This window comes from Allostigmatella hybrida, from assembly GCF_020103775.1.
Classification (GTDB): Bacteria; Myxococcota; Myxococcia; order Myxococcales; family Myxococcaceae; genus Hyalangium; species Hyalangium aurantiaca.
On record NZ_JAHXBH010000007.1, the window covers coordinates 276297 to 302106 of the forward strand.

Annotated in this window: 20 protein-coding genes; 11 read left to right on the forward strand and 9 right to left on the reverse strand. The window is 69.3% G+C overall.

The window, feature by feature from the left end:
- The first annotated feature begins 263 nt into the window (after positions 1-263).
- The 3 genes from KY661_RS15375 to KY661_RS15385 all read left to right on the forward strand — a co-directional run bounded on the left by KY661_RS15375 (position 264) and on the right by KY661_RS15385 (position 4684).
- Positions 264-2111: a glycosyl hydrolase family 18 protein gene (locus tag KY661_RS15375; RefSeq protein ID WP_225410907.1), complete on the forward strand. Its 1848-nt coding sequence runs from the start codon at positions 264-266 to the stop codon at positions 2109-2111.
- Positions 2112-2236: 125 nt separating this feature from the next.
- Entirely contained in the window at positions 2237-3679 is a 1443-nt protein-coding gene (locus KY661_RS15380) for a nicotinate phosphoribosyltransferase (protein WP_225410908.1), read from the forward strand.
- Between the two features lie 33 nt (positions 3680-3712).
- The gene (locus tag KY661_RS15385; protein WP_225410909.1) at positions 3713-4684 is read left to right on the forward strand and encodes a nicotinamidase; all 972 of its coding nucleotides are present in this window, start codon (positions 3713-3715) and stop codon (positions 4682-4684) included.
- 19 nt (positions 4685-4703) lie between these two features.
- On the opposite strand, the gene KY661_RS15390 is transcribed toward KY661_RS15385, so the two are convergent.
- The 3 genes from KY661_RS15390 to KY661_RS15400 are packed head-to-tail and all read right to left on the reverse strand — an operon-like array spanning position 4704 to position 7608.
- The gene (locus tag KY661_RS15390) at positions 4704-5876 is read right to left on the reverse strand and encodes a glycerate kinase (protein ID WP_225410910.1); all 1173 of its coding nucleotides are present in this window, start codon (positions 5874-5876) and stop codon (positions 4704-4706) included.
- The gene (locus tag KY661_RS15395; protein ID WP_225410911.1) at positions 5873-6373 is read right to left on the reverse strand and encodes a YkgJ family cysteine cluster protein; all 501 of its coding nucleotides are present in this window, start codon (positions 6371-6373) and stop codon (positions 5873-5875) included. The genes KY661_RS15390 and KY661_RS15395 overlap by 4 nt, the downstream gene beginning before the upstream one ends.
- A gap of 50 nt (positions 6374-6423) precedes the next feature.
- A complete protein-coding gene (locus tag KY661_RS15400; RefSeq protein WP_398577194.1) occupies positions 6424-7608 on the reverse strand; it encodes a class I SAM-dependent rRNA methyltransferase in 1185 nt (394 codons plus the stop codon).
- Positions 7609-7765: 157 nt separating this feature from the next.
- Between KY661_RS15400 and KY661_RS15405 the strand changes: the two genes are divergently transcribed.
- Positions 7766-8254 carry a hypothetical protein gene (locus tag KY661_RS15405; protein ID WP_225410913.1) on the forward strand — a complete coding sequence of 163 codons (489 nt, stop codon included), beginning with the start codon at positions 7766-7768 and terminating at the stop codon, positions 8252-8254.
- A gap of 61 nt (positions 8255-8315) precedes the next feature.
- Positions 8316-8810, forward strand: a complete 495-nt coding sequence (locus tag KY661_RS15410; RefSeq protein ID WP_225410914.1) for an FxsA family protein — start codon at positions 8316-8318, stop codon at positions 8808-8810.
- Here the strand turns inward: KY661_RS15410 and KY661_RS15415 are convergent.
- A complete protein-coding gene (locus KY661_RS15415; RefSeq protein ID WP_225410915.1) occupies positions 8785-9789 on the reverse strand; it encodes a class I SAM-dependent methyltransferase in 1005 nt (334 codons plus the stop codon). The genes KY661_RS15410 and KY661_RS15415 overlap by 26 nt on opposite strands.
- 331 nt (positions 9790-10120) lie before the next feature.
- Here KY661_RS15415 and KY661_RS15420 point away from each other — a divergent pair, with 331 nt between their 5' ends.
- Positions 10121-11551, forward strand: coding sequence for a hypothetical protein (locus KY661_RS15420; RefSeq protein ID WP_225410916.1), 1431 nt, complete (start codon positions 10121-10123; stop codon positions 11549-11551).
- A 15-nt stretch (positions 11552-11566) separates the two neighbouring features.
- Here the strand turns inward: KY661_RS15420 and KY661_RS15425 are convergent, their stop codons facing one another.
- Positions 11567-13174 (reverse strand): hypothetical protein, encoded by a 1608-nt coding sequence (locus KY661_RS15425; protein ID WP_225410917.1) that lies wholly within the window; start codon positions 13172-13174, stop codon positions 11567-11569.
- A gap of 181 nt (positions 13175-13355) precedes the next feature.
- Here KY661_RS15425 and KY661_RS15430 point away from each other — a divergent pair, with 181 nt between their 5' ends.
- Positions 13356-14921, forward strand: coding sequence for a hypothetical protein (locus KY661_RS15430; RefSeq protein ID WP_225410918.1), 1566 nt, complete (start codon positions 13356-13358; stop codon positions 14919-14921).
- On the opposite strand, the gene KY661_RS15435 is transcribed toward KY661_RS15430, so the two are convergent.
- Together KY661_RS15435 and KY661_RS15440 are read right to left on the reverse strand one after the other, a co-directional pair.
- The gene (locus tag KY661_RS15435) at positions 14845-15465 is read right to left on the reverse strand and encodes a GrpB family protein (RefSeq protein WP_225410919.1); all 621 of its coding nucleotides are present in this window, start codon (positions 15463-15465) and stop codon (positions 14845-14847) included. The genes KY661_RS15430 and KY661_RS15435 overlap by 77 nt on opposite strands.
- 7 nt (positions 15466-15472) lie before the next feature.
- Positions 15473-16840: a pyridoxal-phosphate dependent enzyme gene (locus KY661_RS15440; RefSeq protein WP_225410920.1), complete on the reverse strand. Its 1368-nt coding sequence runs from the start codon at positions 16838-16840 to the stop codon at positions 15473-15475.
- A 258-nt stretch (positions 16841-17098) separates the two neighbouring features.
- Here KY661_RS15440 and KY661_RS15445 point away from each other — a divergent pair, with 258 nt between their 5' ends.
- Together KY661_RS15445 and KY661_RS15450 are read left to right on the forward strand one after the other, a co-directional pair.
- Complete coding sequence (locus KY661_RS15445; protein ID WP_225410921.1) at positions 17099-18139, forward strand: aminoglycoside phosphotransferase family protein; 1041 nt, start codon at positions 17099-17101, stop codon at positions 18137-18139.
- 10 nt (positions 18140-18149) lie between these two features.
- A complete protein-coding gene (locus tag KY661_RS15450) occupies positions 18150-19172 on the forward strand; it encodes a sugar phosphate nucleotidyltransferase (protein ID WP_225410922.1) in 1023 nt (340 codons plus the stop codon).
- A 55-nt stretch (positions 19173-19227) separates the two neighbouring features.
- On the opposite strand, the gene KY661_RS15455 is transcribed toward KY661_RS15450, so the two are convergent.
- Together KY661_RS15455 and KY661_RS15460 are read right to left on the reverse strand one after the other, a co-directional pair.
- Positions 19228-21501 carry a di-heme oxidoreductase family protein gene (locus KY661_RS15455; RefSeq protein ID WP_225410923.1) on the reverse strand — a complete coding sequence of 758 codons (2274 nt, stop codon included), beginning with the start codon at positions 21499-21501 and terminating at the stop codon, positions 19228-19230.
- Between the two features lie 300 nt (positions 21502-21801).
- On the reverse strand, positions 21802-22956 hold the full coding sequence (locus KY661_RS15460; RefSeq protein ID WP_225410924.1) for a PQQ-dependent sugar dehydrogenase: 1155 nt from the start codon (positions 22954-22956) through the stop codon (positions 21802-21804).
- A gap of 175 nt (positions 22957-23131) precedes the next feature.
- Between KY661_RS15460 and KY661_RS15465 the strand changes: the two genes are divergently transcribed.
- Complete coding sequence (locus tag KY661_RS15465; protein WP_225410925.1) at positions 23132-23560, forward strand: hypothetical protein; 429 nt, start codon at positions 23132-23134, stop codon at positions 23558-23560.
- Entirely contained in the window at positions 23557-25725 is a 2169-nt protein-coding gene (locus tag KY661_RS15470) for an ATPase domain-containing protein (RefSeq protein ID WP_225410926.1), read from the forward strand. The genes KY661_RS15465 and KY661_RS15470 overlap by 4 nt, the downstream gene beginning before the upstream one ends.
- Positions 25726-25810 lie beyond the last annotated feature (85 nt).

Consider the following 25810-nt stretch of genomic DNA (forward strand, 5'->3'; position numbering starts at 1 on the left):
CAAACGAGAGGGAAACCCGGAATTGTCGCTTTCTGAGCGAATCTCAGTGACAGGAATTTGTCTTCTGGGTCATCCTTGAGGATGCGCTCCGCCCTTGCGGCTGGAGCCTTTCAAGGATGGCCACCATGGTCCTGTCTTGGCCGGAACGGCAGTTCTGTCGAACTGCTTTTCTCCCGTTGCTTCTATTGGTGTTGGGGTTCGGTTCAGGACCTGCGTGCACGGGGGATGTCTCTCCTGAAGAGGAGACCCCGGCGGCTTTTTCGATGCATTCGCAGGAATTATCCGCGGGCGTTTTCACCTTCCAGACGACCACCACCTGGTCCACGGGCTACTGCGCGCAGCTGCGCTTCACCAACACCTCCGGGGCTGCCTTGTCCCGGTGGACGGTGACGTTCGAGCTGGCGCCCGGCATGCGCATCACGTCCCTGTCCAATGGCCAGTGGTCCGCCCAGGGGCAGGTTCAGCGCGTCACGGATCAAGGCTGGAATGGCTCCGTGCCGGTGGGCGGGACGGCGTCCTTCTCCTTCTGTGGGCATCACACGGGCACGGTGAGCCCGCCGTTCAATTACACGCTCAACTCCGTGCCGGTGGGGCCCACCCCCCCGCCGCCCCCGCCGCCCTCGGACATCCAGGCGCCCTCGGTGGTGCAGGGCTTGAGCGTGGTGAGCAAGACAGCGCAGAGCGTCGAGTTGTCCTGGCAGGCCGCCACCGACAATGTCGGCGTCACCGGCTATGAGGTCTTCCAGAACAACGCCAGTACGGCCGTGGCCACCCCCTCGGGGACCAGCGTGAGCGTGGGCGGGCTCCAGCCGGGCACCTCCTATGTCTTTACCGTGAAGGCGCGGGATGCGGCGGGAAACCGCTCCGCGGCCAGCGCCCCGCTCACCGTGAGCACGGAGGCCCCGGCGGCCCCCAAGCGCATGGTGGGCTATTTCGTCAGCTGGGGCATCTATCAAAGGCAGTTCTATGCCAAGAACCTGGACACGACGGGCTCGGCGGCGAAGCTCACCCACGTGAATTATGCCTTTGGCCGGGTGGTGAATGGCCGGTGTGACGTGGCCGCGGGCAATCCCGAGGCGGACTACACCTGGCACCACACCGCGGCGATGAGCGTGGATGGCGTGGCGGACAATGGCCAGGCGCTCCAGGGCAACTTCAACCAGCTCAAGAAGCTCAAGGCGAAGTATCCCCACCTGAAGGTGCTCATCTCCCTGGGGGGCGCGGAGTGGTCCACGGGCTTCTCCGACGCGGTGAGCACCGCCGAGAAGCGGCGCGTCTTCGTGCAGTCCTGCATCGATGCCTACATCCGGGGCAACCTGCCGGTGGGGGCCGGGGTGGCCGCGGGCATCTTCGATGGCATCGACGTGGACTGGGAGTTCCCCGCGGTGAACTGGGGTGGCCAGCCGGGCAAGCCCGAGGACACGGCGAACTTCACGGAGATGATTGCCGAGTTCCGCCGCCAGCTCGACGCGGTCCGTCCCGGCCTGCTGCTGACCATGGCCTCGGGCTCGTCCTCGGATGTGTTCTCGAAGATCCAGCTCAACGTGCTGCCCACGTACCTCGATTTCATCACGGTGATGACCTACGACATGCACGGTGGGTGGGACCCCACGGCGAACTTCCACGCGGCGCTCTACAACCAGGCCGCCAACCCCGCCAAGGCGCGGCGTGACAGCACGCACGAGGCGATTCAGGGCCACCTGGACGCGGGCGTGCCCCCGGCGAAGCTCGTGCTGGGCGTTCCGCTCTACGGGCGCGGCTGGCAGGGCACCCAGGCGGGGCCCAACGGGGATGGGCTCTACCAGAACACCTCGGGCGCGGCCTGGGGCAACTGGGACGTCCACAGCAGCTCCGGGATGTTCGACTATTACTACATCAAGAACGTGCTGGAGCCCGCCGGCGTGAAGCGCCGCCATCCGGAGGCGCAGGTGCCCTACGTCTACAACCCCGCCTCCGGGCTGTGGGTGAGCTACGACGATCCGGTCTCCATCGGCGTGAAGGGGCAGTACATCAACAGCCGCCAGCTCGGCGGCGCCATGTTCTGGGACTTGAGCAGTGACGATGCCCAGGGCTCGCTGGTCGCCGCGATGAAGGCGGCGCTCGCCCCGTAAGGCGGGGAACGGCTCCTGCCAGCCGGGGAGAGAGGCCCTCGGCTGCTTCGAAGAAATCTGGGCGGCCTTCCCTATTCAGTGGGCTGCCCCCTGATACGCTGCGGTGTCAGGAGGCAGATACATCGATGGGGACCTCGCTGCTCGCGACGGACGGCTACAAGTTCAGCATGGCGGAGGCGGGGTGGCCCCTGCGCCAGGAGACGTTTTACTACACGCACCGCAAGGGCGGGATCCAGGTCATGCCCCTGGACGTGGCGTCCTTCGTGCAGAGCCTGCTGCCCGATCCGAAGCCCGAGGACTACGACTTCCTCTCGCGCAATGACTACGAGATGGGGGTGGGCTTCAAGGCGGCCATCCAGCGCAAGGAGCGGCTCGCCGTCAAGGCCATCCCGCGCGGGGCGCTCTTCTACCCGAAGGAGCCGGTGCTCTCGCTCACGGGCTGCTCGGCGTTGATCTCCTGGCTGGAGCCGCTGCTCATCCAGCTCAACTTCCGCATCCAGGTGGCCACGCAGGCCCTCATGGACCGGGAGGGGCTGGCAAGGGAGCTGGCGTCCGTCACCTGCGAGGAGCAGAAGCGCATCGCCCTGGAGACGCTGGACGCGGTGGGCGTCAAGGGCGTGCCCATCCGCGTGGATTCCGAGCGGTACTACCAGCGCGTGCTCACCCAGGTGCGCGAGCTGGTGGACATCGTCGAGGATCCGAGCCGCATCTTCGAGGTGGGGCTGCGCGCCGCCACCTGCCTGGAGCAGCACGAGCTGGCCCTGCGCGCCTGCAAGGAAGCGGGCGTGCTGCGCACCAGCAACGTGGAGGGAGCCCGGAGGCTGGGGATGATTCCGGTGGGCACCATGGGGCATGAGCACGTCCAGCGCTACGGCTCGGACGACGCGGCCTTCCGGGCCATCCGCGAGCGCAGGCCCCAGCGCTCCAGCTACCTGCTGGACACCTATGACACGCTGAACTCGGGGCTGCCCGCCGCCTTCCGCCTCATCCGCGAGGATCCGGGCGCCAAGGACTCCATCCGCTTCGACTCGGGCAACAAGAAGCTCCAGTACCTCTACGCGGTGACGCAGGCGAGAGACTTGGGGATTCACCCGGTGCTCATCATCGAGGACGGCCTGGATGCGGCGGCGACGCGCGAGTTCGAGGAGCTGCGGCGCCAGGTGGGCTGGGAGCCCTCGGAGCAGTTCTACGGCTACGGCGGGCACATCGTCTCGCGCACCATGGCGTGCGCCTTCACGCGCGACCGGGTGGCGGCCATCTTCAAGCTGTCGCAGACGGGCCCCCAGCCGACGATGAAGTTCGGCAACGAGCTGGCCGAGGGCAAGCAGAGCATCCCCGGCAGGCCCATCCTCTTCCGGCGCCGGCACGGCTCGGGCCCCATTGGGCTCATCGGCCAGGAGGGGGAGCCGGTGCCCGAGGGCTACTTCCCGCTCACCGGCAGCGCGCCCGAGGCCCCGTCGTTCGTGGCCGCGGACGCCGCGGCCCAGGACGCCCGGGTGGGCGTCACGCCCGCCACGCAGGCGCTCGTCGATGCGCTGCGCCGCCGTCACTTTCCCCAGGCCGGTTGACACGGCCGCCTGAGCTTTCCGCCGGAGTCCGCCATGCCCTTGCCCCTGCCGCGCTTTCATGAGGACGCCCTCGCGGGCCAGCTCTACCTGGAGCGCGGGGCCCTGGTCGCCGAGGAGGCCCGGCGCTATGCCGCCGAGCACCGCATCCGTCCCGCGCGCGAGGACCGGGTGCGCATCGCCGCCTTCGGCATCGACGTGCAGGTGGCCTTCTGCAGCCCCGGGGCGAGCCTCTTCGTCCCGGGCGCGGTGGAGGACACCCAGCGCACGCTGCGCTGGCTCTATGGCGCGCTGGACCGGGTGACGGAGCTCGTCTTCTCGCTCGACACCCACCGCGCCTTTCAGATCTTCCACCCCGCCTGGTGGCAGGATGCCGAGGGCCGACCGCCGCCGCCCCTGACGGTCATCTCCCCCGCGGACGTGCGCTCGGGGCGCTGGCGCCCCACGCGCTCCCCCGAGGAGAGCCTGGCCTACTGCGAGCGCCTGGAGTCGAGCGGCCGGTACGTGCTCACCATCTGGCCGTACCACGCGCTGCTGGGCGGGCTGAGCCATGCGCTCATCCCCGCCATGTACGAGGCGAGCCTCTTCCACGCGCTCGTGCGGGATACGCCCACGTGGTTCGAGCTCAAGGGCGAGCACCCCCTCACGGAGAACTACTCCGTCATGGCGCCCGAGGTGATGGAGGTGCGGGGCCAGAAGGTGGGCGAGTTCAACACGCGCCTGTTCGAGCACCTCATGTCCTTCGACCGGGTGTACGTGTTCGGGCAGGCCAAGTCCCACTGCGTGCTGTCCACGCTGATGGACCTGCGCCAGCACATCGAGCGCACGGACCGCACGAAGATGGGGCGCATCTTCATCCTGGAGGACGCGATGAGCCCCGTGCCCGCGCCCCCCTTGAACCCACTGCCCCCCACGCTCGACTTCCCGCGCGTGGCGGACGCGGCCCTGCGCACCCTGCGCGAGGCGGGCATGCGGGTGGTGCGCACGCAGGACGTCATCGAACCCTGAGGTGAGCCCTGCGCCGGGCTCAGGACGTCCAGGTGCTGGCCGCGTCCTCCTCGGCGTGCACCGTCTCACGCGCGTCGTAGGGCTTGATGTGCCGGGCGGTGGCGGCCCACCGGGCCGTGGCCGCTTGGAGCGCCTGGGCGGCGGCGGCCTTGGTCAGGGGGCGGCTGCCCGCCTCGACGATGGTGCTGAACAGGGACAGGTCCAGCCCCTTCTCCCGCAGCACCGAGCCTGCGAACATCACCACGGGCCGGCCCAGCGCGCGGCCCGAGTAGGCCAGGGCCGCGGGCCCCTTGCCCAGCGCCGTCTGCCGGTCATAGCGGCCCTCGCCGGTGAGCACCATGTCCGCCACCGCCATGCGCCGCTCCAGGTGGAGCGCCTGGGCCACCAGCTCGTACCCCGAGACGATGTTGGCGCTGGCGAGCACCGCGAGCCCGTACCCCAGCCCTCCCGCGGCGCCCATGCCGGGCATCCGGACGAACTCCTGGCCGACGGTCCGCGCGAAGTGCATGAGCGCCTCTTCCAGCTCCTCCACGGTGTCCGGGTCCGCGCCCTTCTGGGGGCCGAACAGCCGCGAGGCGCCGTTGGGGCCCAGCAGGGGGGCGGTGACATCCGTGGCGGCCAAGAGCTCCACCTCGGCGAGCCGGGGGTGTTGTGCGTCGGTCTCCACGCGGGCCAGGTGCCGCAGCGCGGCCCCTCCCGGGGGCAGCACGCGGCCCTTGGCGTCCAGGAAGCGGTAGCCCAGGGCGGTGAGCGCCCCCGTGCCCGCGTCGTTCGTGGCGCTGCCTCCCAACCCCACGATGATGCGCGTGCAGCCCGCGTCCAGCGCGGCGCGCATCAGCTCCCCCGTGCCATAGGTGGAGGCCTGCCGGATGTTCAGTTGCTCCGCGTCCAGCAGCGACAGCCCCGAGGCCGTGGCCATCTCGATGACCGCCGTCTGGCCGGACTCCAGCACGGCGTAGGCGGCCTCCACGGGGGTGCCCAGGGGGCCTTGCACCGTCATCACCCGCCGTTCGCCCGGGGTTCCCGTCAGCAGCGCATCCACCGTTCCGGGCCCCCCATCCGCCAGGGGGGCGAGATCCAGCAGCACCTCGGGGGCCGCCTCTCGAAGACCCGCCTTCATGGCTTGGGCGGCCTCGGCGGCGGTGAGGGTACCTTTGAACTCCTGGGGGGCGACCAGCCAGCGAGGGATCACGGTTCGGTACTCTCCTGTTGAGAGGCCACGAGGGCGGTGGCGTGCCATTCCATCAGGGGCCGCGGCCCGGTCAGGCCGGGCCTCACGGCCTGGGAGACGCGCTCCAGCCGGCGCAAGAGCCTGTCGACGGCCTCCGCGGGTTGCCGGGCGGGGCCTTGGATGCGCTCGCAGAAGAACGTCCGGCAGCCGAAGGGCCGGTCCGCATAGACGGAGCACCGCTTCCCGGTGGCATCCAGATAGGGGCAGCCCCCATCGGCGCGGGCCGGGGGCAGGGGGTGGTGGCGCGTCAGCAGCCGCCACTCCGGGTACCACAGCCAGGGCTGGCGCTGCGTCCGGGCCAGCTGGCAGCACTCCCCGCTGGCCGGGCATGAGAAGGGGGCGTAGGCGGCATCCGCCTGGCGGTAGAGCACCCGCAGCTCCTGGAGCGCGCGTGCCTCCCGGCGCGCCTCATGGGCCTGCGGGGCCTCGTCCTCGTCGTCCCAGTCCCGGGGTAACATCCATTTCTTCTTTTCTCACAACCCGGGGGGCTTGGTCGAACCCAACCGTGTCACAAGACCCGCAGGACGAAGCATTTCAAATACCGCGTCTCTCTTAAATTCAGGATTACCGGGTGATCCTTGCCCGCACCCCGCCGCTCAATGATTTGCACGCGGCGTCGGGCGTCGGCGGCGGCCGAAGCGAGCATGTCTTCGAAAGCCTGCTCGTCTACATGGTAGGTGCAGCTGGCGGAGATGAGGAAACCGCCCGGCCGGAGCAGCTGCATGGCGCGCAGGTTGATTTCCTTGTACCCGCGCAGCGCGGCGGCCACCGCGTCCTTGTTCTTCGCGAAGGAGGGCGGGTCCAGGACGATGGTATCGAAACGTTTGCCTTCATCCACCGAGTCACGCAGGAAGTCGAAGGCGTTGGCGGTGACGACCTCCAGGTTGCTCAGGCGGTTGGCGGCGGCGTTGTCCCGGAGCTGGGCGGAGGCGGCCTCTGAAATCTCCACGGCGGTGACGTGCTGGGCGCGCGTGGCGAGCTGCAGGGCGAAGCCCCCCACATAGGCGAAGCAGTCGAGGGCCTCTCCCGAGGCGTACTGCGCGGCCAGCACGTGGTTCTCGCGCTGGTCCAGGAAGGCGCCCGTCTTCTGGCCCTCCAGCAGGTCCGCGCGCATGCGCACCAGCCCCTCGTCGAAGGAGATGGGCCCGGGCAGCTCTCCGCGCAGCAGGCCCTTCTCGGGGACCAGCCCCTCCAGGTTGCGCACCCCGACGTCCGAGCGGTTGACGATGCCCCGGGGCTTGAACAGCTCGGTGAGCAGGTCCGCGATGAGCGCCTTGCGGGCCTCCATGGCGGGCACGAGGAACTGCACGCTCAGGTAGTCGCCATACCGGTCCACCACCAGGCCGGGCAGCTGGTCCGCCTCGCCGTGGACCACCCGGTAGGTGCTCTCGCCCGGCAGGGCGCGGCGCCGCAGCGCGTCTGCGGCGGCCAGCCGTTGCCGGAAGAAGTCCTCGTCCACCGCGACGTCCTCGTAGGAGAGCCAGCGCAGGGCAATCTTCGAGAGGGGCGAGTAGAAGGCCTTGCCGAGGAACCAGCCCCGGCCATCGGTGACGCGCACCACCTCGCCCTGGTTCAGCCCCGGCGCCCCGTTGAGGTCCGCGCGGTAGATCCACGGGTGGCCCGCCTGCCAGCGCTCGACACCGCGGCGCAGGATCGACACTTGAGGCAAACCCTCCGGGCCCCGGTCCGGCACCTCGCGGTCCGGGGCGGGTTTCTCCGGGCGGTGGGGTTTCCCCCGGCCGGGATGTGGACGGGTGGGCCTGGGCCTCTTGTCTCCGGGCTTCATGGGCATGGTCGTGGCGCGGCGTATACTGCCAACCCGCGTGAGATACGAGTTGCTCCTTCAGACAATGGTCCCTGGCACCCCCTACGACGGGGCCCGGGTGGATGTGCTGCTGGCGGAGCGGGGTGTCCGGGTGCGGCCGGACGGAACCCGGGTGTGGCCCCTGAAGGCAGGGGAGGTGGAGCTCGGCGAGCTGCGGGAGAACGGCCAGCTCGTGGCCACGGAGCTCCGGGTCCCGCTTTCCGAGAAGACCGAGCTGGTCCGCGAGGCCGTGGGGGAGGCCCTCATGCTGGCCGCGCTGGCGGAGGTCCGGCTGGTGGACCCCCAGCTTGGCCGCCCGGTGTCCCTTCAGGACGACGGGACGGTGGCGGAGCAGTTCCTGCGCACGGCGCGGTACGCGGGGGAGATGCTGGGGTTGCCGGAGGCGGTGGCGGCCCGCTACGAGGCGCCTTCCGAGGGGATGCAGGCGGGCACCAAGGTGCTGCTGGCCCTCGTGGGTGCCTTCGCCTTCCTGTACCTCGTGAGTTCGTTCCTGCTGGAAAAGCTCCGGGGGTAGGCCGCCCGGGGGCCCTGCCGGGAGAGCGGAAAATGGAGGGGCGAATCATTAGGGTGAGGGGGTGGCCAAATACCTTCTCCTCGCCCTGGTGACCGTCCCGTTTCTGGAGCTGTACCTCCTCGTCGGCATGGGCCGGCAGCTGGGGCTGCTGCCCACCCTTGCGCTCGTCGTGGCGATGGGGCTCATCGGGGCGTCCCTGGCCCGGCGGGAGGGGCTCCGGGTCGTCCGGCGCTGGCAGGAGGCCATGGCACAAGGCCGGCCGCCGGAAGAGGGCATCCTGAGCGGGGCCCTCGTGCTGCTCGCCGGTCTGTTGCTCGTCCTGCCTGGCATTCTCACGGATGTGGTGGGGCTGGTCCTGCTGGTTCCCGCGGTGCGGCGGCGGGTGGCCGCCCGGGTCCGTGCGTCGCTCGAGCGGGGGATGCGCAATGGCTCGGTGCGGGTCTCCTCCTATGGCTGGGGCGGGTTTCGGGGGACTGGCCCCCGCGAGGCCGCGCCCACATCCCGGCTTCCTGGGGAGGTGGACGCCGAGTTCACCGAGGAGAAGCCCGGGCGGTGACGCCGGGGGCCACCATGCGCCAGCAGCGGTGGATCTCCTTGCGCTGGAAGTCCTCGGGGATGGAGGCGGGGGTCAGCTCCTCGACCTCCAGGTTCCGGACGGCGGCCTCGTTGAGCGTGAACCCCAGGAAGTTGGTGGAGAAGTAGAGGACGCCCCCGGGGGCGAGCACGGCCTGGAGGGCCTCCAGCAGCCGGGACTGGTCCCGCTGGACGTTGAACGAGCCGCTCATGCGCTTGGAGGTGGAGAAGGAGGGGGGATCGCAGACGATGAGCTCGTAGCGGTCCGGCTCGTCGCGCTGCGCGTCGAGCCAGGCGGGGACGTCGGCCCGGATGAGCGCGTGGTTCGCGTGGGCCAGGCTGTTGAGGGCCAGGTTCTCCTCCGCCCAGTCGAGGTAGGTGTTGGACAGGTCCACCGTGACGGTGCGCGCGGCGCCCCCGTCGGCGGCGTAGACGGTGAAGGCGCCCGTGTACGCGAAGAGGTTGAGGAAGCGCTTGCCGCGCGCCTCGGACCGGACGCGGGCGCGCGTGAGCCGGTGGTCCATGAAGAGGCCCGTGTCGAGGTAGTCGCCGAGGTTCACCCAGAACTTCAGCCCCTGCTCCTCCACCACGAAGCGCTCACCGCCCTGGCCCATCCGCTCATACTGCTGGCGGCCCCAGGGCTGGGGCGTGTGCGTCTTGACGAAGATGTTCGTCGGCGCCGTCTCGAGCACGCTCGACACCGAGGCGAGCACCTCCTCGCGCTGCTGCGCCACCGCGCCCGTCTTGAGGGCGCGCCGGCGGGGGTACTCCACGAGGTGGATCCGGTCTCCGTACAGGTCCACCGCGTAGGGGTACTCGGGGATGTCGCGGTCATAGACGCGGAAGCAGGTGAGGCCCCGGGCCTGCGCCCACTTGCGGAAGTGCCGGGCATTCTTGCGCAGCCGGTTCTCGAACATGCCGTCTGGTGAGGGAGGGGAGGGGTGTTCAGGGGGAGGGGTCATGTCCATGCGTCCTTCTGGCCAGCTTAGAGCACGCAAGCGCTGAGTAGAACGCTCAAGGAGCAACTGTCACAGGAGCGCCGTGCCCTTGCTTGGGTATTCGCTGGCTCAATCACATCCTTGGCTCACGGTGTGCAACTGGCCCGCCTGGTGAGCAAGCCACCGAGCGGCAATATCAAAATATGTAGCGCCCGGGGCCACAGCGGGACGCGGATTTGCAACACATCAAGCTACAAATCCATAAGTCTCCGGCTTGAGAGCCTTCTGGGAAAGACAGGCATGGGGAATGCAATCCCTCTCCGCATCACCCGCTGACCTTCCCGGAGCACAACTCATGACCATGAAATGGAAGAAGAGCCCTTCACCCGCTTGGACCGCGCTTGGACTCGGCGCCGGTCTCCTGCTCACCGCGACGCCGAGCGCCGCCGCGGAGTGCCAGGAGTTCGCGGGCCTCCAGCACTGCGCCGTGGGAGAGGCGTCCTTGATTCCCACGAAGAACGGACTCGCCGTGGAGACCTACGGTGAGGACTCCGGCGTCCGCATCTCGACCCCTGGGCTGCGCTCCTGGGGCGCCAAGTTTGATCCGATCGCGCTGGAGAAGGGCGCCTCCATGAGCGTGAGGGGCTATGGCATCCAGGCCGACGGCACCGAGCAGCGGGTCGCCGAGGTCGCCGTGGCCCCCAATGAGGCCTCGCCCGAGGAGAAGATCATCTATCTGGACCTGTCTGCGAGCCGTTCCCAGACATTCTCCTATCGCGGTTACCTGCAAGGACAACTGGTCTGTGAGGAAAACGGCCTCTCGGCGATGACCACGGCCGGTCGGCCCGGGAAGACGCTCCCACTCTGGCTGATCCCAGTGGGCATCTACATCCTCAACCACGCGGATGGCCATGTGGAGTACAGCCAGAAGGAGGGCTGGTCCGGGGGCGTGAGCTGGAACGGCAAGGCCACCGTCAAGACGGGCAAGAAGGGCGAGAAGTCGTGCGTGGCCGACCTGATCATGTTCACCCCGGAGAATGCGGAGGTCCGGGCCACGGAGCTTGAGGCCACCGAGCTCACGGGCACCCACCTCAAGGGGCTCCACATCCTCCGCGAGGATCTGGACTGCACGCGCTTCTCCGGCATGGATCACTGCCCGGTGGGAGCCTCGGTGCTGGAGTCCACGGACGAGGGGCTGACCGTCAAGAGCACGGATGGGCAGGGCGCCGGCGTGCGCATCGATACGGCGGGCGCGTCCGGCTGGGATGCCTGGCTGACCCCCCTGGAGCCGCAGCCGCACACCCGGATGGAGGTGACCTTCCGGGGCGTTCGCGCGGACGGCTCGCAGGAGCTCCGGGAGCGGATGACCGTGGCCTTCTCTCCGAAGCACGGCCAGGGCGCCCTCTACGTGGATCCGTCGGTCCATGGCGCCGCCACCTACACCGTGAGGGGTTACAACCAGGGCAAGCTGGTCTTCGAGCGCGCCCGCGTGGCGCCCGTCCGCGAGGAAATCGGTGAGGGCGTGACCGCGGCCCAGCTGCTCTCCTTCCCGGGACCCTGGAGCAGCAACCACGGCATCATGGGCCCTGGCGGCTGCATTCCGGGCTTTGACTTTCCGTGGCCCAAGCCGGTCCGCTTCCCGGACTTCAAGGACACGCTGGCCGTGGATCTCGTCACCATTCAGCCCGAGGGCGTGAAGTTCAACTCGACCACGCTCAGCGACGTCACCTTCCAGGCCGCCGGCATGGACAGCTTCACGCTCCAGCGGGAAGTGCTCTCTCCCTGAGCGCCCGCTTCGGGCTCAGGGCCTTCGGACCCCGGGGACTTCCGCCAGCACGATGGCGTCCCCGGGACCGGGCCAGCCGATGCCGGGAAGGTCCATGGGTTGGAGTTCCCGGGGCGGCAGCGCGCTGGGTCCCCAATAGGGCCAGGTGCAGTGGATGAAGGGACTGTCCCGCCACATGGCGGGGTAATCCAGCAGGTAGCCCACCCCCCGCTCCTGCATGTACGGGAGCAGCTCGCCCCGCTTCAGGGCCCGCGCGGCGTCCTCGTTCACCACCCCATCGAGGTTCACCACGGTGTGGGGGCTCACGTACCCCATGATGCCGGAGTTGAACGCGCCGACCACCGCGCCCGGCGGCACGCTCTGGGAGAGTTTCCGGCCCGCGTGCAGCATCTCTGCCTGCCAGGGATAGGCGGGCACCTTCCGGGTGGCGAGGGTCTGGGACACGTCGCGGAAGAGGGTGGTCCCGCTGGCCGCCAGGAACAGCGCCACCAGGCCGAAGGACAGCCCCCGCGGCGCGGAGGCGGGCAGGCACAACCGGAAGAGGGCGGCCGGGGCCAGACACGCCACGAGCGAGACGGAAGGAAAGTACCAGGGCCGGGGCAGCCACCGCACGTAGCCGTGGATGAAGTGGAGCCCGGTGAGCCCCACGGCCAGCCCCAGCACGAGGGCCGTGGCCCAGGCGCCCCGCGGCTCGGCGAGGCGCTGGCGGCACGCCTGGACGAGCAACACCCCCAGGGCTGCCAGGACGCAGAGCCACAGCAGCGCCAACTGGGAGCTTCCCAGGAGGTTCTGGGTGAGGCGCAGCGCCTCGGTGAAGACGTCGAGGCCGTGCTGGTGGAGCTGCTCGGCGCTGGCGCCCGGGTGGAGGCGTTTCCAGTTGGCATGGAACAGCCAGGGCACGGCGGTGGCACTGCTCTGGAGAAACGAACCGGTCCGCAGCCAGTGGGTCAGGCTCAGGAGGACCACCCCGGCCGCGGTGCCTCCCGCGACGCGCACCGCATCCGGCCATGTCGCGCGGCGCAGCAGCAGCACCCCGCAGGCGGGCGCGAGCACCACCAGGGCATCCGAGCGCGCCAGCAGGGTCAGCCCCAGCAGCAGCGTCAGCCCCCAGGCCCGGCGCGAAGAGGGAGCCTCCAGGTAGCGCACCAGCGCCAGAACGCTCCCGGCCATGCAGGCCAGAGACAGGGCGGTCTCCAGTCCATTGAGGGACTCACGGACCACCCAGGGATTGGCCCCCAGGCACGCCCCCAGGACCAGCGCCAGGAGCCAGCTCCGCGTCCAGGCACGCACGATGAGCGTGACGCACACCGAGGCGAGCGCGATGAAGCCCGTGCCCAACCACAGGGCCCCTGTCACCGCCTGAGGGTCTCCCACCTCCGAGAAGGCGAACACCGGAAGCAGCAGCAGGAGCCACAAGTAGTGCAGCCCCGTGGCGGGAGCCGTGCCATCGAAGGTGATGCCTTGCCCGGCCCACACCCGGCGGGCGATCTGGAAATAGTAGAAGGCGTCATCGGGGATGACCCCGGCCACGAGCGCATCCAGGTCCGCGCGCAGCCAGTTCCACCTCAGGACTACGGCGAGCACGAAGTGGCCCACCCACAGCCCCACGAGCCCTGCGCCCACGAGAAGCCGCGCCCGGGTGCCCGGGCCCTCCGCTGGGTTCCTGACCGTCACAAGGAAGCGGAGATAGCACAGGCCGGTGCGGGCCCTGTCGCGGCCCGTTCCGGGAGGATGCAATCTTCCTGGCCTTTTCGCGTACGCTCTGAAGAGGGACGAGGCGGTACCGCCCGAGGAGCCGAGGACCATGAAGAAGGTGTGGGTGTTCGCCGTGCTGCTGGCCCTTGGCGCTGGCGCCGCGTATCACTTCGGCTATCTGGCGCGCTGGTTGGAGGGCCCCCGGTTCATTCCCAAGGATCCGGCGCTGCTGTCCTACTTCCGGCCGGACACCAGTGAGTGGCTGCTCGTGCAGGCGACCGAGCTGGACCTCCGGTTCTCGGGGGAGTCCCAGGCCAAGCTCGCGCAGCAGCTGCAGGAGTTCCATGCGAAGACGGGGATCGACGTGCGCAAGGACGTGGATGCGCTCGCCGTGTCCCTGGGGCTGGTGGCCGTGCGGGGACGCTTCGATTGGGAGCGGCTCTCGGCCCATCTCCAGTCCCAGGGGTATGCGCTCACCGAGCTGGGCGGTGTGCCCGCGGCGGTGAAGTCCGAGGCGGTGGATGTGGCGCTCGATGGGCGCTACCTGCTGCTCGGTCCCCAGGGGGAGCTGGAGCTGGCCCTCTCGCGCAAGCGGCGGGGCGAGGGCCTGGGGAACGGCAGCCCCATGGTGAAGGCGCTGGACGAGCAGGGCTGGGAGCACGCCCTGCTCGGGGGCATGGTGTCCGGTCCGCTGCTGTCGCTCCTCCAGGAGACCGTGGCCCTGCCGGCGCAGTCCCTCCTGGGCGTGCTCAACCTGAACGCGGAAGGCGCCGAGGTGCGCGGCTTCGCCACCACCAACGGCCGGATCCAGGCGGAGCTGCTGCGCGCGGCGCTGGAGGTGGCGCGCAAGGCGCTGCTCGTGGGCGCGGCGCTGGATTCGACTCCCGAGAGCCGCACGCTGCGCGCCTCCCTCGAGGCGGCCACGCTGGAGACGGATGCGCAGGGCCGGGTGCGCGGCACCCTTCGCTTTCCCCATGCGCTGGCGGAGCAAACCTCCGCGAACCTTTCCCAGTACTCGGTCCCGGAGCCGCTCCAGAAGTGGTTCCAGCTCTTCACGGGAGGGACACCGGCCGCGGAGGGAGCGCCTACCGCCGTCCCCCCGCCGGCGGTGTCCTCACCGGTGGCCGCCGCCACCGCCGGGGCGCCTGTGCGCTTGGACTGGAAGCCGCCCGTGCTCGGGCTGGTCCTGCTGGTGTTCGCGCTGGTGACGATGGGCGCCCAGACACGGCCGGGCATGTTCAACGTCCTGTTCCATCCGCTCTTCCTGCTGCCGTTCCTCGTCTCGACCCTGGGCGTGTTCGTGTTCCGGTGGACGGGGCACGCGGGCGGCGCGTTCGACGTGCTCGCCCTGCCGATGCCCGAGTGGCACCGCTTCGCCGCATACCCCGTGGCCCAGACCGTGGCGCTGAGCGCGGCGGTGCCCCTGGTCCTTGCCCTCCTCGCGGCGCCGGTGCGGTTCCTGCGGCCGTTCGCGGCGGGGCTCGGGGTGGGCTTCAGCGCCTACCTCGCGGTGAAGGCGCTCGCGGCCCCCTCCGTGCCGCTGATTCCTCCGGCCTACACGCTCTATTGGTACGTGGGCAACGCGGTGGCTGCCCTGCTCATCGCCCGGCTCGCGCTGCCCCCTCGCCGGGCGAAGGAGCCGCAGCCTCGGCGCGGGCCAGGATCTCGGAGATGACCGTTGTCTTGGCGTCCGCGTAGTGCTGCACGTACTTCCACGTGCGCGCGGCCAGCGCCTGCTTGGTGGTGGCGTACAGCGCGCGGTCCGCTGCGTTCGCGCGCAGCCAGTCCCGCATTCGCAGCATGAGGGTGATTTCGCGCGCGCCGGCGGAGAAGACGTGCAGGTTCACGTCAGGCTGGCGCCCTGTCAGGAGCCGGTGCTCTTCCCAGGCGGGCTCGCGAATGAGCAGCCGGTAGCCCGCCGCCTCCAGCGCAGGGACGTAGGCCGCTTCATCGGCGGAGTCCGCCACGGCGAGGACGAGGTCGAGGATGGGCTTGGCCGCCAGGCCCGGCACCGAGGTGGAGCCCACGTGCTCGACCGCGAGCGCCCGGCCTCCCAGCGCGGCGCGAATCTTCGCTTCCTCGCGCGCGAACTGGACCGGCCAGGCCGGATCGGAAGGGGAGAGGAGGATGGGACCGTTGAGCTCGGTGGGCCCACCGAGGGTCGCCGCGCGCAGCTCCTCCTCGGTCGTGGGGTTCTGCGCGCGGTCCGGGCCTCTCATCGGAGCGTCAGGCCGCGCTGCGGTGCAGGTAGTCGATGAGATCGATCTTCGTGAGGATGCCGACGATCTTCTCGCCCTCCTTCACCACCGCCACGTTGTCCTGCGCGAAGATTTCGCGCAGCCGGTTGAGGCTCGTGTCCGGAGAGACCACGCCCTGCAGCGGCGTCACGATGGCGTCGATGCTGTCGCCAAACCGCGTCTTGTTCGCCACCAGCGCGTTGAGCAAGTCGTACTCGTGGATCATCCCCACGGCCTGGCCCTCGGCGGTCAGCACGGGCATCTGGCTGATGCCGTGCTGGCGCATCTCCTCGACGATGCGGTCCACCCGGTCGCCCTTGCGCGCGGTGCGCACCTCGCGCCGCTTGTCCCCGAGCAGGTCGCGCACGGAGCCCGCGCCCTTCTCCTCGAGGAAGCCGTTGTCGCGCATCCACTCGTCCGAGTGGAACTTGCTGATGTAGACCATGCCGGAGTCGGGCAGCACGACGACGATGGTCTTGCCCTTGCCCACTTCCTTGGCGAGCTGCACGGCGACGTGCACCGCCGCGCCGGCCGAGCCGCCCGCGAAGATGCCCTCCTCGCGCGCCAGCCGCCGCGCCGCGATGAAGCACTGCTTGTCATCCACCTGCCGCACGTCGTCCACGACCTTGAAGTCCATGGCGCCGCACAGCATGTCCTCGCCGATGCCCTCGACCTTGTAGACGTGGGGCGTGGTGAGCTTGCCCGTCTTGAAGTAGCCCTCGTACACCGAGCCCATCGGGTCCACGCCCACGTTCTTCAGGCCGGGGATCTTCTCCTTCAGGAACTTGCCCGCCCCGCTCATCGTGCCGCCGGTGCCCAGGCCCGAGACGAAGTAGTCCATCTTCCCCTCGGTCTGCTCGTAGATCTCCGGGCCGGTGATCTTGTAGTGGGCCTCGATGTTGTCGGGGTTGTGGTACTGGTTGAGCATGAACGCGCCGGGCGTCTCGCGGTGGATGCGCTTGGCCGTCTCGTAGTAGCTGCGCGGATCCTCGGCCGGCACGTTCGTCGGCGTCACCACCACATGGGCGCCCAGGGCCTTCAAGCGGTTGATCTTCTCCAGGGACATCTTGTCCGGCATGGTGAAGATGCACTTGTAGCCCTTCACCGCCGCGGCCAGGGCCACGCCCATGCCCGTGTTGCCTGAGGTGTTCTCCACAATGGTGCCGCCGGGCTTGAGCTTCCCCTCCCGCTCGGCCTTCTCGAGGATGTAGAGCGCCATCCGGTCCTTGATGGACGCGCCGGGATTCATGAACTCACACTTGACGAGCACCGTTGCGTCGTTGGGCCCGACGAGCTTGTTGAGCTTGACCAGCGGCGTGTGACCAATTGCGGAAAGGATGTTCTCGTGGATGTCCATCGTGGCTTCCTGAGGGGATTCTGCTGCGAGGCGGGCCTTATACGCCGCGAACCCGGAGCGGGTCGATAGCCCCTCCGTCCGGGGGCAACACGCTGGGGGCCATGTCCCTTCCACCTCGTGTGAAGGGGTTCCATGACATGTCGCGTAACGGTCAGCCTGGATGCCTGCTGGCCGGGCCATCATCGCCTCTTTTGACCCATCTTTGGGGGACTTGGGTAGTGTGCGGCGGTCTTCCAATCTCTCCGGAGTGCGTTTTCGATGGAACTTGAGGCCGCCCTGCGCGACCAGGTGGGTCAGGCTGTTGGCCGTCCCTTTCCCCAGGCCCCCATTCAGAAGCTGAAGGGGGATGCGAGCAATCGCTCCTACTACCGCGTCGGCAAGCCCCCGGAGAGCTGGGTGGTGATGGTGATGCCCCCGGACGCGACGAAGAAGAGCGAGGAGGCCTCCAAGGGAGAGCCTCCGAAGGAGCTGCCCTTCGTCAACGTCCACCGCTACCTGGAGAAGCTCGGGGTGCGGGTGCCGCGCATCCTGCGCTACGACGAGCCCGCGGGGATGATGGTCCTGGAGGACCTGACGGACCTCACCTTCGAGGCGGCCCTGGAGGGCGGCAAGAACCAGCAAGCGCTCTACGGGCGGGCCGTGGAGCTGCTGGCGCGGCTGCGCGTCCAGGCGGAGCGGAACGCGGACCCTGAGTGCCTGGCCTTCACCCGGGCCTTCGACGAGGACCTGTACGACTGGGAGCTGCACCACTTCCGCGAGTGGGGCCTGGAGGCCTGGAGCGGGAAGAAGCCCACGGACGCCGAGCGGGCCGAGCTGGACCGGACCTTCCGGGAGATCGCCCAGACGCTGGCGGCCGCGCCGCGCGGCTTCACCCACCGCGACTACCAGAGCCGCAACATCATGGTGAAGGACGGGGAGCTGGTGGTCATCGACTTCCAGGACGCCCTGCAGGGCCCCCGGCAGTATGACTTGGTGGCGCTGCTGCGCGACAGCTACGTGGAGCTGGACCGCGGCTTCGTGGACCAGATGCTGGACCGCTACATCCAGGCGTTCCACGAGGCCGGGGGCGAGCGCATCGAGCCGGGGCCCTTCAAGGACTTCTTCGACCTGCTCACCATCCAGCGCAAGCTCAAGGACGCGGGGCGCTTCGAGTTCATCAACCGCGTGAAGGGCAACCCGGGCTTCCTGGTCTCCATCCCGGCCTCGCTGCGCTACGTGAAGGCGGCCTTCATGCGGCGCCCGGAGCTGCGCCCGCTGCAGGACCTGATCGCCCGGTACGTTCCCGAGCTCGCCGCCTGAGAGGGCTTCCATGAAGGCGATGATCCTCTGCGCGGGGCTGGGCACGCGCCTGCGCCCGCTCACCGAGCGCTGGCCCAAGCCCGCGCTGCCGTTCCTGGGCCAGCCCCTGCTGCGCTACCACCTGGCGGTGCTGAAGGCCGCCGGGGTCACCGCGGTGGGCATCAACACCCACCACCTGCCCGAGGTGATGGCGGCCACCGCCCGCGCGGAGTGTGCGCGCGTGGGGCTGCCGCTACACGTGGTGCACGAGCCCGTCATCCAGGGCACGGGCGGCGGCATCCGGGGCCTGAAGGACTTCCTGGCCGGGGACGACTTCCTCGTCTTCAACGGGGACATCCTCTTCCCGGTGGACCTGCGGCCGGTGGTCGCGGCGCACCGGCGCTCGGGGGCCGTGGCCACGATGGTGCTCATGCCCATGCCGCCCGGTGAGACGTATGCCGCGGTGGAACGGGACGCCGGGGGCCAGGTGCGGCGCATTGCCGGCCGGGGCCCGGGCGGCCCCGCGCTGAGCCCGTGGCACTTCACCGGCGTCCACGTCATGTCCCCGCGCATCTTCGGCTTCATGTCGCCCGAGGGCCCCGAGGACATCAACCGCGAGGTTTACGTGCGGGCCCTGGAAGCCGGGCAGTCCGTGCGCGGGGAAGAGGTGCGGGCGTACTGGTCGGACCTGGGCACGCCCTCGCGCTACCTGGCCACGGTGCGCGACGTGCTCCTGGGGCAGGTGCCGCTGGAGGGCCTGGGCGACGCGGCTCCCTTCACGGGGCTGGCCCGGGGGCCCGGCAACAGCTGGGTCCATCCGGAGGCGAACCCGGGGCAGGCCCAGGTGGAGGGCCCGGCGTACCTCGGGGCGGGCTGCGTCCTGGAGCAGGGCGCGCACGTGGGCTCCGCCGTAGCGGTCGGGGCGCGGGCGCGGGTGGGGGAGGGGGCGCGGCTTCAGCGCGTGGCCCTCTTCGAGGACACCCAGGTGGCCCCGGGCGAGACGCTGGAAGAGGTGCTGGCCTGGGGGCCTCACCGCATCCCCGCCCCCCTTTGAGGAAGGGGCGGGGCGCACCGGGCAGGACGGAGGCGTCCTGCCCGGCGTGGGGACATCAGAGGGACTTCAGGAACTTCAGCAGCGCGTCGCGCTCGGCGGCCGTCATGCCGACGAACTTCTGCTTGGCGGACTCGCCCTCGCCGCCGTGCCAGAGGATGGCCTCGGACAGCGTGCGGGCCCGGCCGTCGTGCAGGTACGCCTCACCGCCGCTGACACCCGCCGTCAGGCCGATGCCCCACAGGGGCGGCGTGCGCCACTCGGCGCCGGAGGCCTGGCCCTCGGACAGGTTGTCGGCCAGCCCCGTGCCCATGTCGTGCAGCAGCAGGTCCGTGTAGGGACGGATCGTCTGGCTGCGCAGCTCCGCGTGCGGGTGGTAGGCGCTGGTGGTCAGCGTCGGGGTGTGGCACTTGTCGCACCCGGCGCTCTTGAACAGGGTCTCGCCCTGCAGCGCCTGGGCATTGGTCAGGTCGCGCCGCGCCGGCACGCCCAGCAGCGCCACGTAGCGGGTGAGCTTGTCCAGGGACGCGGCATCCAGCTCCGCGCTGGAGCCCGAGCAGCCCGCCTGCGAGGCGCCGCAGTCCAGGGTGGGGAAGATGGACGAGGTGACGCCCATGTCTCCGTTGAAGGCCTCGGCGATCTGGTGCTTCACGCGCGCCGAGCCCGCCTTCCAGCCGAAGCGGCCCAGCCGCGTGGCGCCCGTCTCGGGGTCCCTCACGGCCTGGAGCCGGCCCGACACGCCGTCGCCGTTGCTGTCATTCGGATCCGCCAGCGCCGCGATGGCGCTCTCGGGCACCGCCTCCAGCAGGCCCATGCCGACCAGCTGCGGGGTGATGCGCGCCGAGTGGTTCGTGGGGGTGACGTTCAGGAAGCTGTAGGTGGGGCGGCGCAGCTGGTACGAGGCGCCATCCCGGAACGTCCCGGAGCTGAGCGTCCAGCCAGAGATGCGGACATCCGCCTCGGGGGTGCCGCTGGTGCGGCGGGGCTGCAGCTTGAAGCCGAGGCTCGGATCCGCGCTGCCATCGGCCCGTCCGACCTTGACCACGTAGTTGTTCAGCGTGGTGTTGGTGGTGGTGGGCGGCAGGCCGCGGCCGTTCTGCACATGGCAGGAGACGCACGAGCGCGCGACGTAGTCGGGCCCGAGCTTGTTCTGGTGCGCGGTGAGCGCGGGGTTGCCCTGCTCGGAGTGGGCGCCCGTGCCGAAGTCGGTGTGGTGGATGCGCCGGCCCTCGACGAACGTCTGGGTGTTCACGGGCGCCATGTTCAGCGCCATCTGGATGAAGCGGTTGTCCGGCTCATCCGAGAACGGCGCGTTGAGCGTCGTCCTGCCACCGCTCCAGCCCGCCTCGGGCATGGGGAAGGAGTCCCGGGTGCTGCCCTGGCCCTCGAACGGGACGATGCCGCCCTGGCCCACCATGTACAGCCAGGCGCGGGCGTAATAGTTGAAGCGGCCCTCCAGCGGCTGGGTCAGGAAGACGCCCACTTCGATTTCCATGCGGTCGCCCACCCGGATGGCGCGGCCTTCCTTGGCGTTGTAGTTGACGCTGGCGGTGTACTGGTTCGTCCCGGTCTGGGTGAACGTGCCGTTGTGGAAGTACTCGGCCGAGGTGTTGAGGCCGCGGAAGAACGCGCGGAAGTTCGTGCCGGAGTGGGGCGCCACGGTGAAGAGGTTGACCTTGATCTGGCTGCCGCCCTTGGCCACCTCGTCGATGATCTCCACGTAGAAGGTCCGCTTCTCGAAATACAGCGGCAGGTAATGGTCATACGCCTGGAACTCGTTCTCACGGGCGTGGCGGTCGCGCACGCGCTCGCCCACGCGGGTGATGATGGCCTGCGCGGTGTTCTCCACCGTGGACGGCTCCAGCGCCGTGCTGCTGTTGAACAGGGGGACGATGTTGCCCGCGTCCACGCCGCCACCGGCGTCCGGGGTGCCCGCATCCGGGGTACCGGCGTCGGGGGTGCCCGAGTCGGGGGTGCCCGCATCCGGGGTGCCCGCGTCCGGGGTGCTGCTGCCATGCCTGTAAACAGCCCACGCCGTGTCGCGGGCACAGTTGCAGGAGGTATCCCAATACGTGAAGGAGTAGTCGACGGTGTTGCCCGAGCTCAGGCCCGTCACCGTGAACTGGTTGCGGCCCTGGGTGACGGTCATCCGCACGTTGAGCTGGGCGCCGCCGTTGACCTTGTAGTGGATGTCGGCCCACGAAGTGGTGTCGACATAGAAGATGGCGGAGGAGCCCGAGGGCGTGACGCCAGAGGTGGCGGCCATCGAATTACTGGCCAACAGGACAGCGGCCACGAGGAGGATGGCCGCCCCGGAGGAGTGGAATTTCATGGGGTTCTCGCTGGAAGTGCTTTCAAGCCGGTAGCAGGGAAACTTCTGCCACTGGAAAGAGCGAGGATACCACTGAAATAACAATAATATGAGTAAAACATGGCCGCGGCCTGTCGGGCGGGAGACGGAGCCCTCGCGTTTTCCGCTTGGGTTTGCGCAATGCGCCATGGCTGGTGCGCCGCGTCATGGCATTGGCTGGGGATGACAGTGTTTCAAAAATGCGCGGGAGAACCTGAGGACAAACAATTGTAACGTTTGCGGCGGGCCTGAGAGGAATTGAAACGTTTGCGGGCCCGGGGCTCACCGGCGCACGCGAAGAATCAAATCCTGACGCGGGCCGCAGCTGCCGCGGCCGTCACAGTTGCTGGTGGTGACGTAGAGGTGGCCGTCGGGCCCCATGAGCGTCTCGCGCAGGCGGCCGTGGGTGTTGTCCAGGTACACCTCGTGCTGGGCCACCTGGGTGGGGTTCTCCGCGGAGAACACCACGCGGTGCAGGTGCCTGGCGCCGAGCGTGCCGATGAGCAGCGAGTCCTTCCACTCGGGGATGGCGCTGCCCGTGTAGAGGGCGGCGCCTCCCGGGGGCGCCGCGTCGTGCCAGGTGAGCGCGGGCGTGACGAGCCCCTCGCCGGCCTCGCAGCGGTAGACGGTGGGCCAGCCGAGGTTGTCCCCCTTGCGCGCCACGCTCACCTCGTCATGGCCGCGGAGCATCCGCTCGCCACTGGGCCCGTGGTCGGTGAAGTAGAGCGTGCCGGCGTCCTTCCAGTCGAAGCCCTGGGTATTGCGCACGCCGAGGAGGAAGGCGGGCTTGCCGGGGAAGGGGTTGTCCGAGGGTACCTCGCCCTCGGGCGTGAGGCGCAGGAGCTTGCCCTCGGGCGCGTCCGGATTCTGGGCGAGGTCCGGCTCGCGCGCGTCACCCGTGCCCACGTAGAGCATGCCATCCGGGCCAAAGCGCAGGCGGCCGCCGTTGTGGTACTTGCCCGCGCGGATGCCGCCGAAGATGACGCGCTCGAAGGTGGCGCGCTGGTGGTCCTCGGAGAGCACCCATCGCTCGACGCGGTTCCGCGTCTCCTCCCCCTCGTCGTGGGTGAGATAGACGTAGAACTGCCGGTTGGCCGCGAACTGGGGGTGGGCCGCGATGCCGAGCAGCCCTCCCTCGGTGCTCTCGCCCACTTGCAGGGTGGCCACGGGCGTGGGCTGGAGCGCGAAGTTCCGCAGCAGCCGGATGCGGCCCGGACGCTCGGTGACGAGCGCGTCCCCTCCAGGCAGCCAGGCGATGCCCCAGGGCACCTCCAGCCCCTCGGCGACGACCTCCACGGTGATGGGCACGGTGCCCGCGGGGCCAAAGCCGTCCTCGATGAGCAGACAGTCCGGGGCGCTCAGCTGGGTCTTGCCCGCGCGGCAGCTTGCGCAAGCGGTGAGGAGGAGGCAGGAGATCCGAAAGAGGAGCGGGCGCATGCGCCACATCTATGATGGGTGGACGCGGGTGCCGCCCCCTCCCATGCGTGCCCCTCCTTGGGGCGTCCACCTTCGGACAGCCCTGGAGGGCCATTGTCCTGGAGGGGCATAGACATTCGCCCCAGCACCTTGTAATCGGCGCTTGCATCCCTGATGCCATCAGTCCCGAGCCTCCATGCCCGAGCGGAACATCCATCAAGAGGCCGTCAGGGGATGGCGCGAGGGCTGGGAGGGCGTCCTGGATCATCTCGCGTTGCTGGACGTCTTCGAGCGCGCCCTGGATGCGCTCTGGCGCCGCGCGCACATGAGCCTGGGGGAAATTACCCTGATGGCCATCGTGGACCGGGTCATTCACCAGGGCCATGAGCTGTTCCCCCACCTCGGGATGCTCAAGGTCGAGCCGAGTGGGGTGCATTTCGGGGAGCTGCGCCAGACCGCACCTTCCCTCGACCGTCAGCTCCTCGAGGACTCCTTCATGTTCCTGGTGCCGGAGTTGCTCCGGGTGTTTGGGGCGCTGACGGGAGAAATCCTTACCCCGGGGCTTCATGCGGAGCTCCGCAAGGTGCGGGTGGTGTTGGCGGAAGCGCAGCGAGGAAAACCATGAGCGGGCCCGGTGAACCCTATTCGATTCCCAGGCTGGAGACGGGCATTCCCAACCTGGATGCCATCTTCCACGGCGGCCTGCCCAAGGGGGTCATCTCGGTCATCGCCGGTCCCCCGGGCTCGGGCAAGACCACCCTGGCCCAGCAGATGTGCTTCCACCACGCCGCCCAAGGGGGCCGCGTCCTCTACTTCAACACCCTCTCCGAGCCCACCGCCAAGGCGCTGCTCTACCTGCGCTCCTTCGGCTTCTTCGATGCGGCACTGCTCGAGGAGCGCATCCGCTTCGTCGACCTCGGCCTGAGCCTGCGCACCATGGGCATCGAGCTGACGTGCAACCTGCTCATCGAACAGCTCAAGCTGTTCAAGCCCTCGATGGTGGTCATCGACAGCTTCAAGGTGTTCGATGACCTGGCCAAGTCGGCCGAGGAACTGCGCAAGTTCACCTACGAGCTCACCGTGCGGCTGATGGCCTGGGAGTGCACCACCTTCCTGCTCGGCGAGTACAGCCCCAATCAATTCGAGCACCCGGCCTACTCCGCCATCGACGGCATCATCACCGTCAAGCAGCACCAGTTGTCCGGCGAGCAGCAGCGGCTCTTGCAGGTCGTCAAGATGCGCGGCACCGCGCACAGCCGTGACGAGCACCCGTTCGTCATCACCTCGGCCGGTGTCGAGGTGTACGCCCCGAGCATCACCCTGCGGCGCATGTCACGCTCCGCATCGGGTCCGGAGGGCATCCGCCGGATGAAGACCGGCATCTCCAAGCTCGATGCGCTCCTGGGGGAGGGCATCCCGCTGGGCTCGAGCATCATCGTCTCGGGCGTGGCGGGCACCGGCAAGACGGTGCTGGGGCTGGAGTTCGTCTACCGGGGCGCCCGGGATCTGAACCAGAAGGGCATCTACTTCTCCTTCGAGGAGACCGAGACGCGCCTGCGCGACACCGCCCGGGCGCTGGGCTGGGAGCTGGACCGGGAGCTTGAGCAGGGCAGGGTGCAGATCGTCTTCATTCCCCAGCCGGACATCCTGGTGGACCGGGACTTGTTGGAGATGCAGCGCCGCATCGAGGCGTTCGGCGCCCAGCGCGTGGTGGTCGACTCGATGTCGGTCTTCCTCCACAAGGTCGACGACCCGAGCATCACCCGGGACAAGGTGTTCTGGCTGGCGAACATCATCCAGAACCAGAACGCGGTGGGCTTCTTCGCCAACGACGTTCCCGCGGGAACGCAGCAGCACAGCCGCTACGGGGTGGAGGAGACGGTGATGGACGGGCTCATCCTCCTGTGGTCGGAGGCCCAGGGGCTCGAGCGCCACCGCTATCTCGAGGTGAACAAGCTGCGCAACACCGGGCACGCCTCCGGCCGGCATTCGATGACCATTGGTGTCGGGGGCCTCCAGGTCTTCCCGCGCCTCGATGACGTGCCCCCCCTCGCGTCCCCGGATCCGCTCGTGCCGCGGCGCGAGCGGGTGTCCTCGGGGCAGCCGCAGCTCGACACCCTGCTCGGCGGGGGGCTGCTGGACGGCAGCGTCACCCTGGTGTCGGGCAGCCCCGGCACCGGCAAGAGCACCCTCGGCATTCACTTCGTGCTCGAGGCGGCCCGCCGCCAGGAGCGCGCGCTCTACATCACCCTGGAGGAGGGGCCTCATCAGCTCGTCTGGGACGCCGAGGCCCTGGGGCTGCCGCTGCGCGAGGCCGTGGCGAACAAGCAGGTGGAGATCCTCTTCCTGCCGCGCGAGCACCTGCACGCCTCGCGTTTCCTGAGCATGGTGGAGCAGAAGATCCAGGAGTCCCAGCCCACTCGCCTGGTGCTCGACAGTGCGAGCGACATCGAGGTGCTCGGGTTCATCTCCGAGGAGCTGCGGCGGCTGCTCTATGGCCTCGTCATCCGCCTGCGCACCCTTCAGGTGACGAGCCTCTTCACCATCGAGGCCCGCTCGCTCTTCGTCTCCAACACCCTGAGCGAGCGGGGGTTGTCGCCGCTCGCCGACAACATCCTCATGCTCCGGTACCTCCAGGAAGGGCAGGGGCTCGTGCCGGTGCTCACGGTGGTGAAGACCCGCGGCAGCGCCCATGAGCGGTCGAGCCATCGCATCTCGATTGGAGCGGGCGGCTTGAAGTTGGGTGGCGCGGTCGAGGCGCAGGTCACACCTTCTGACGAGAAGCCGTAGCGCCGCCTGGGCCTCAGGCCTGGCAAGAGGTCGCCCCATGGTGGAATCAAGCTCATCCTCCCCGCCTTCCCCGGGCATGTCCCCG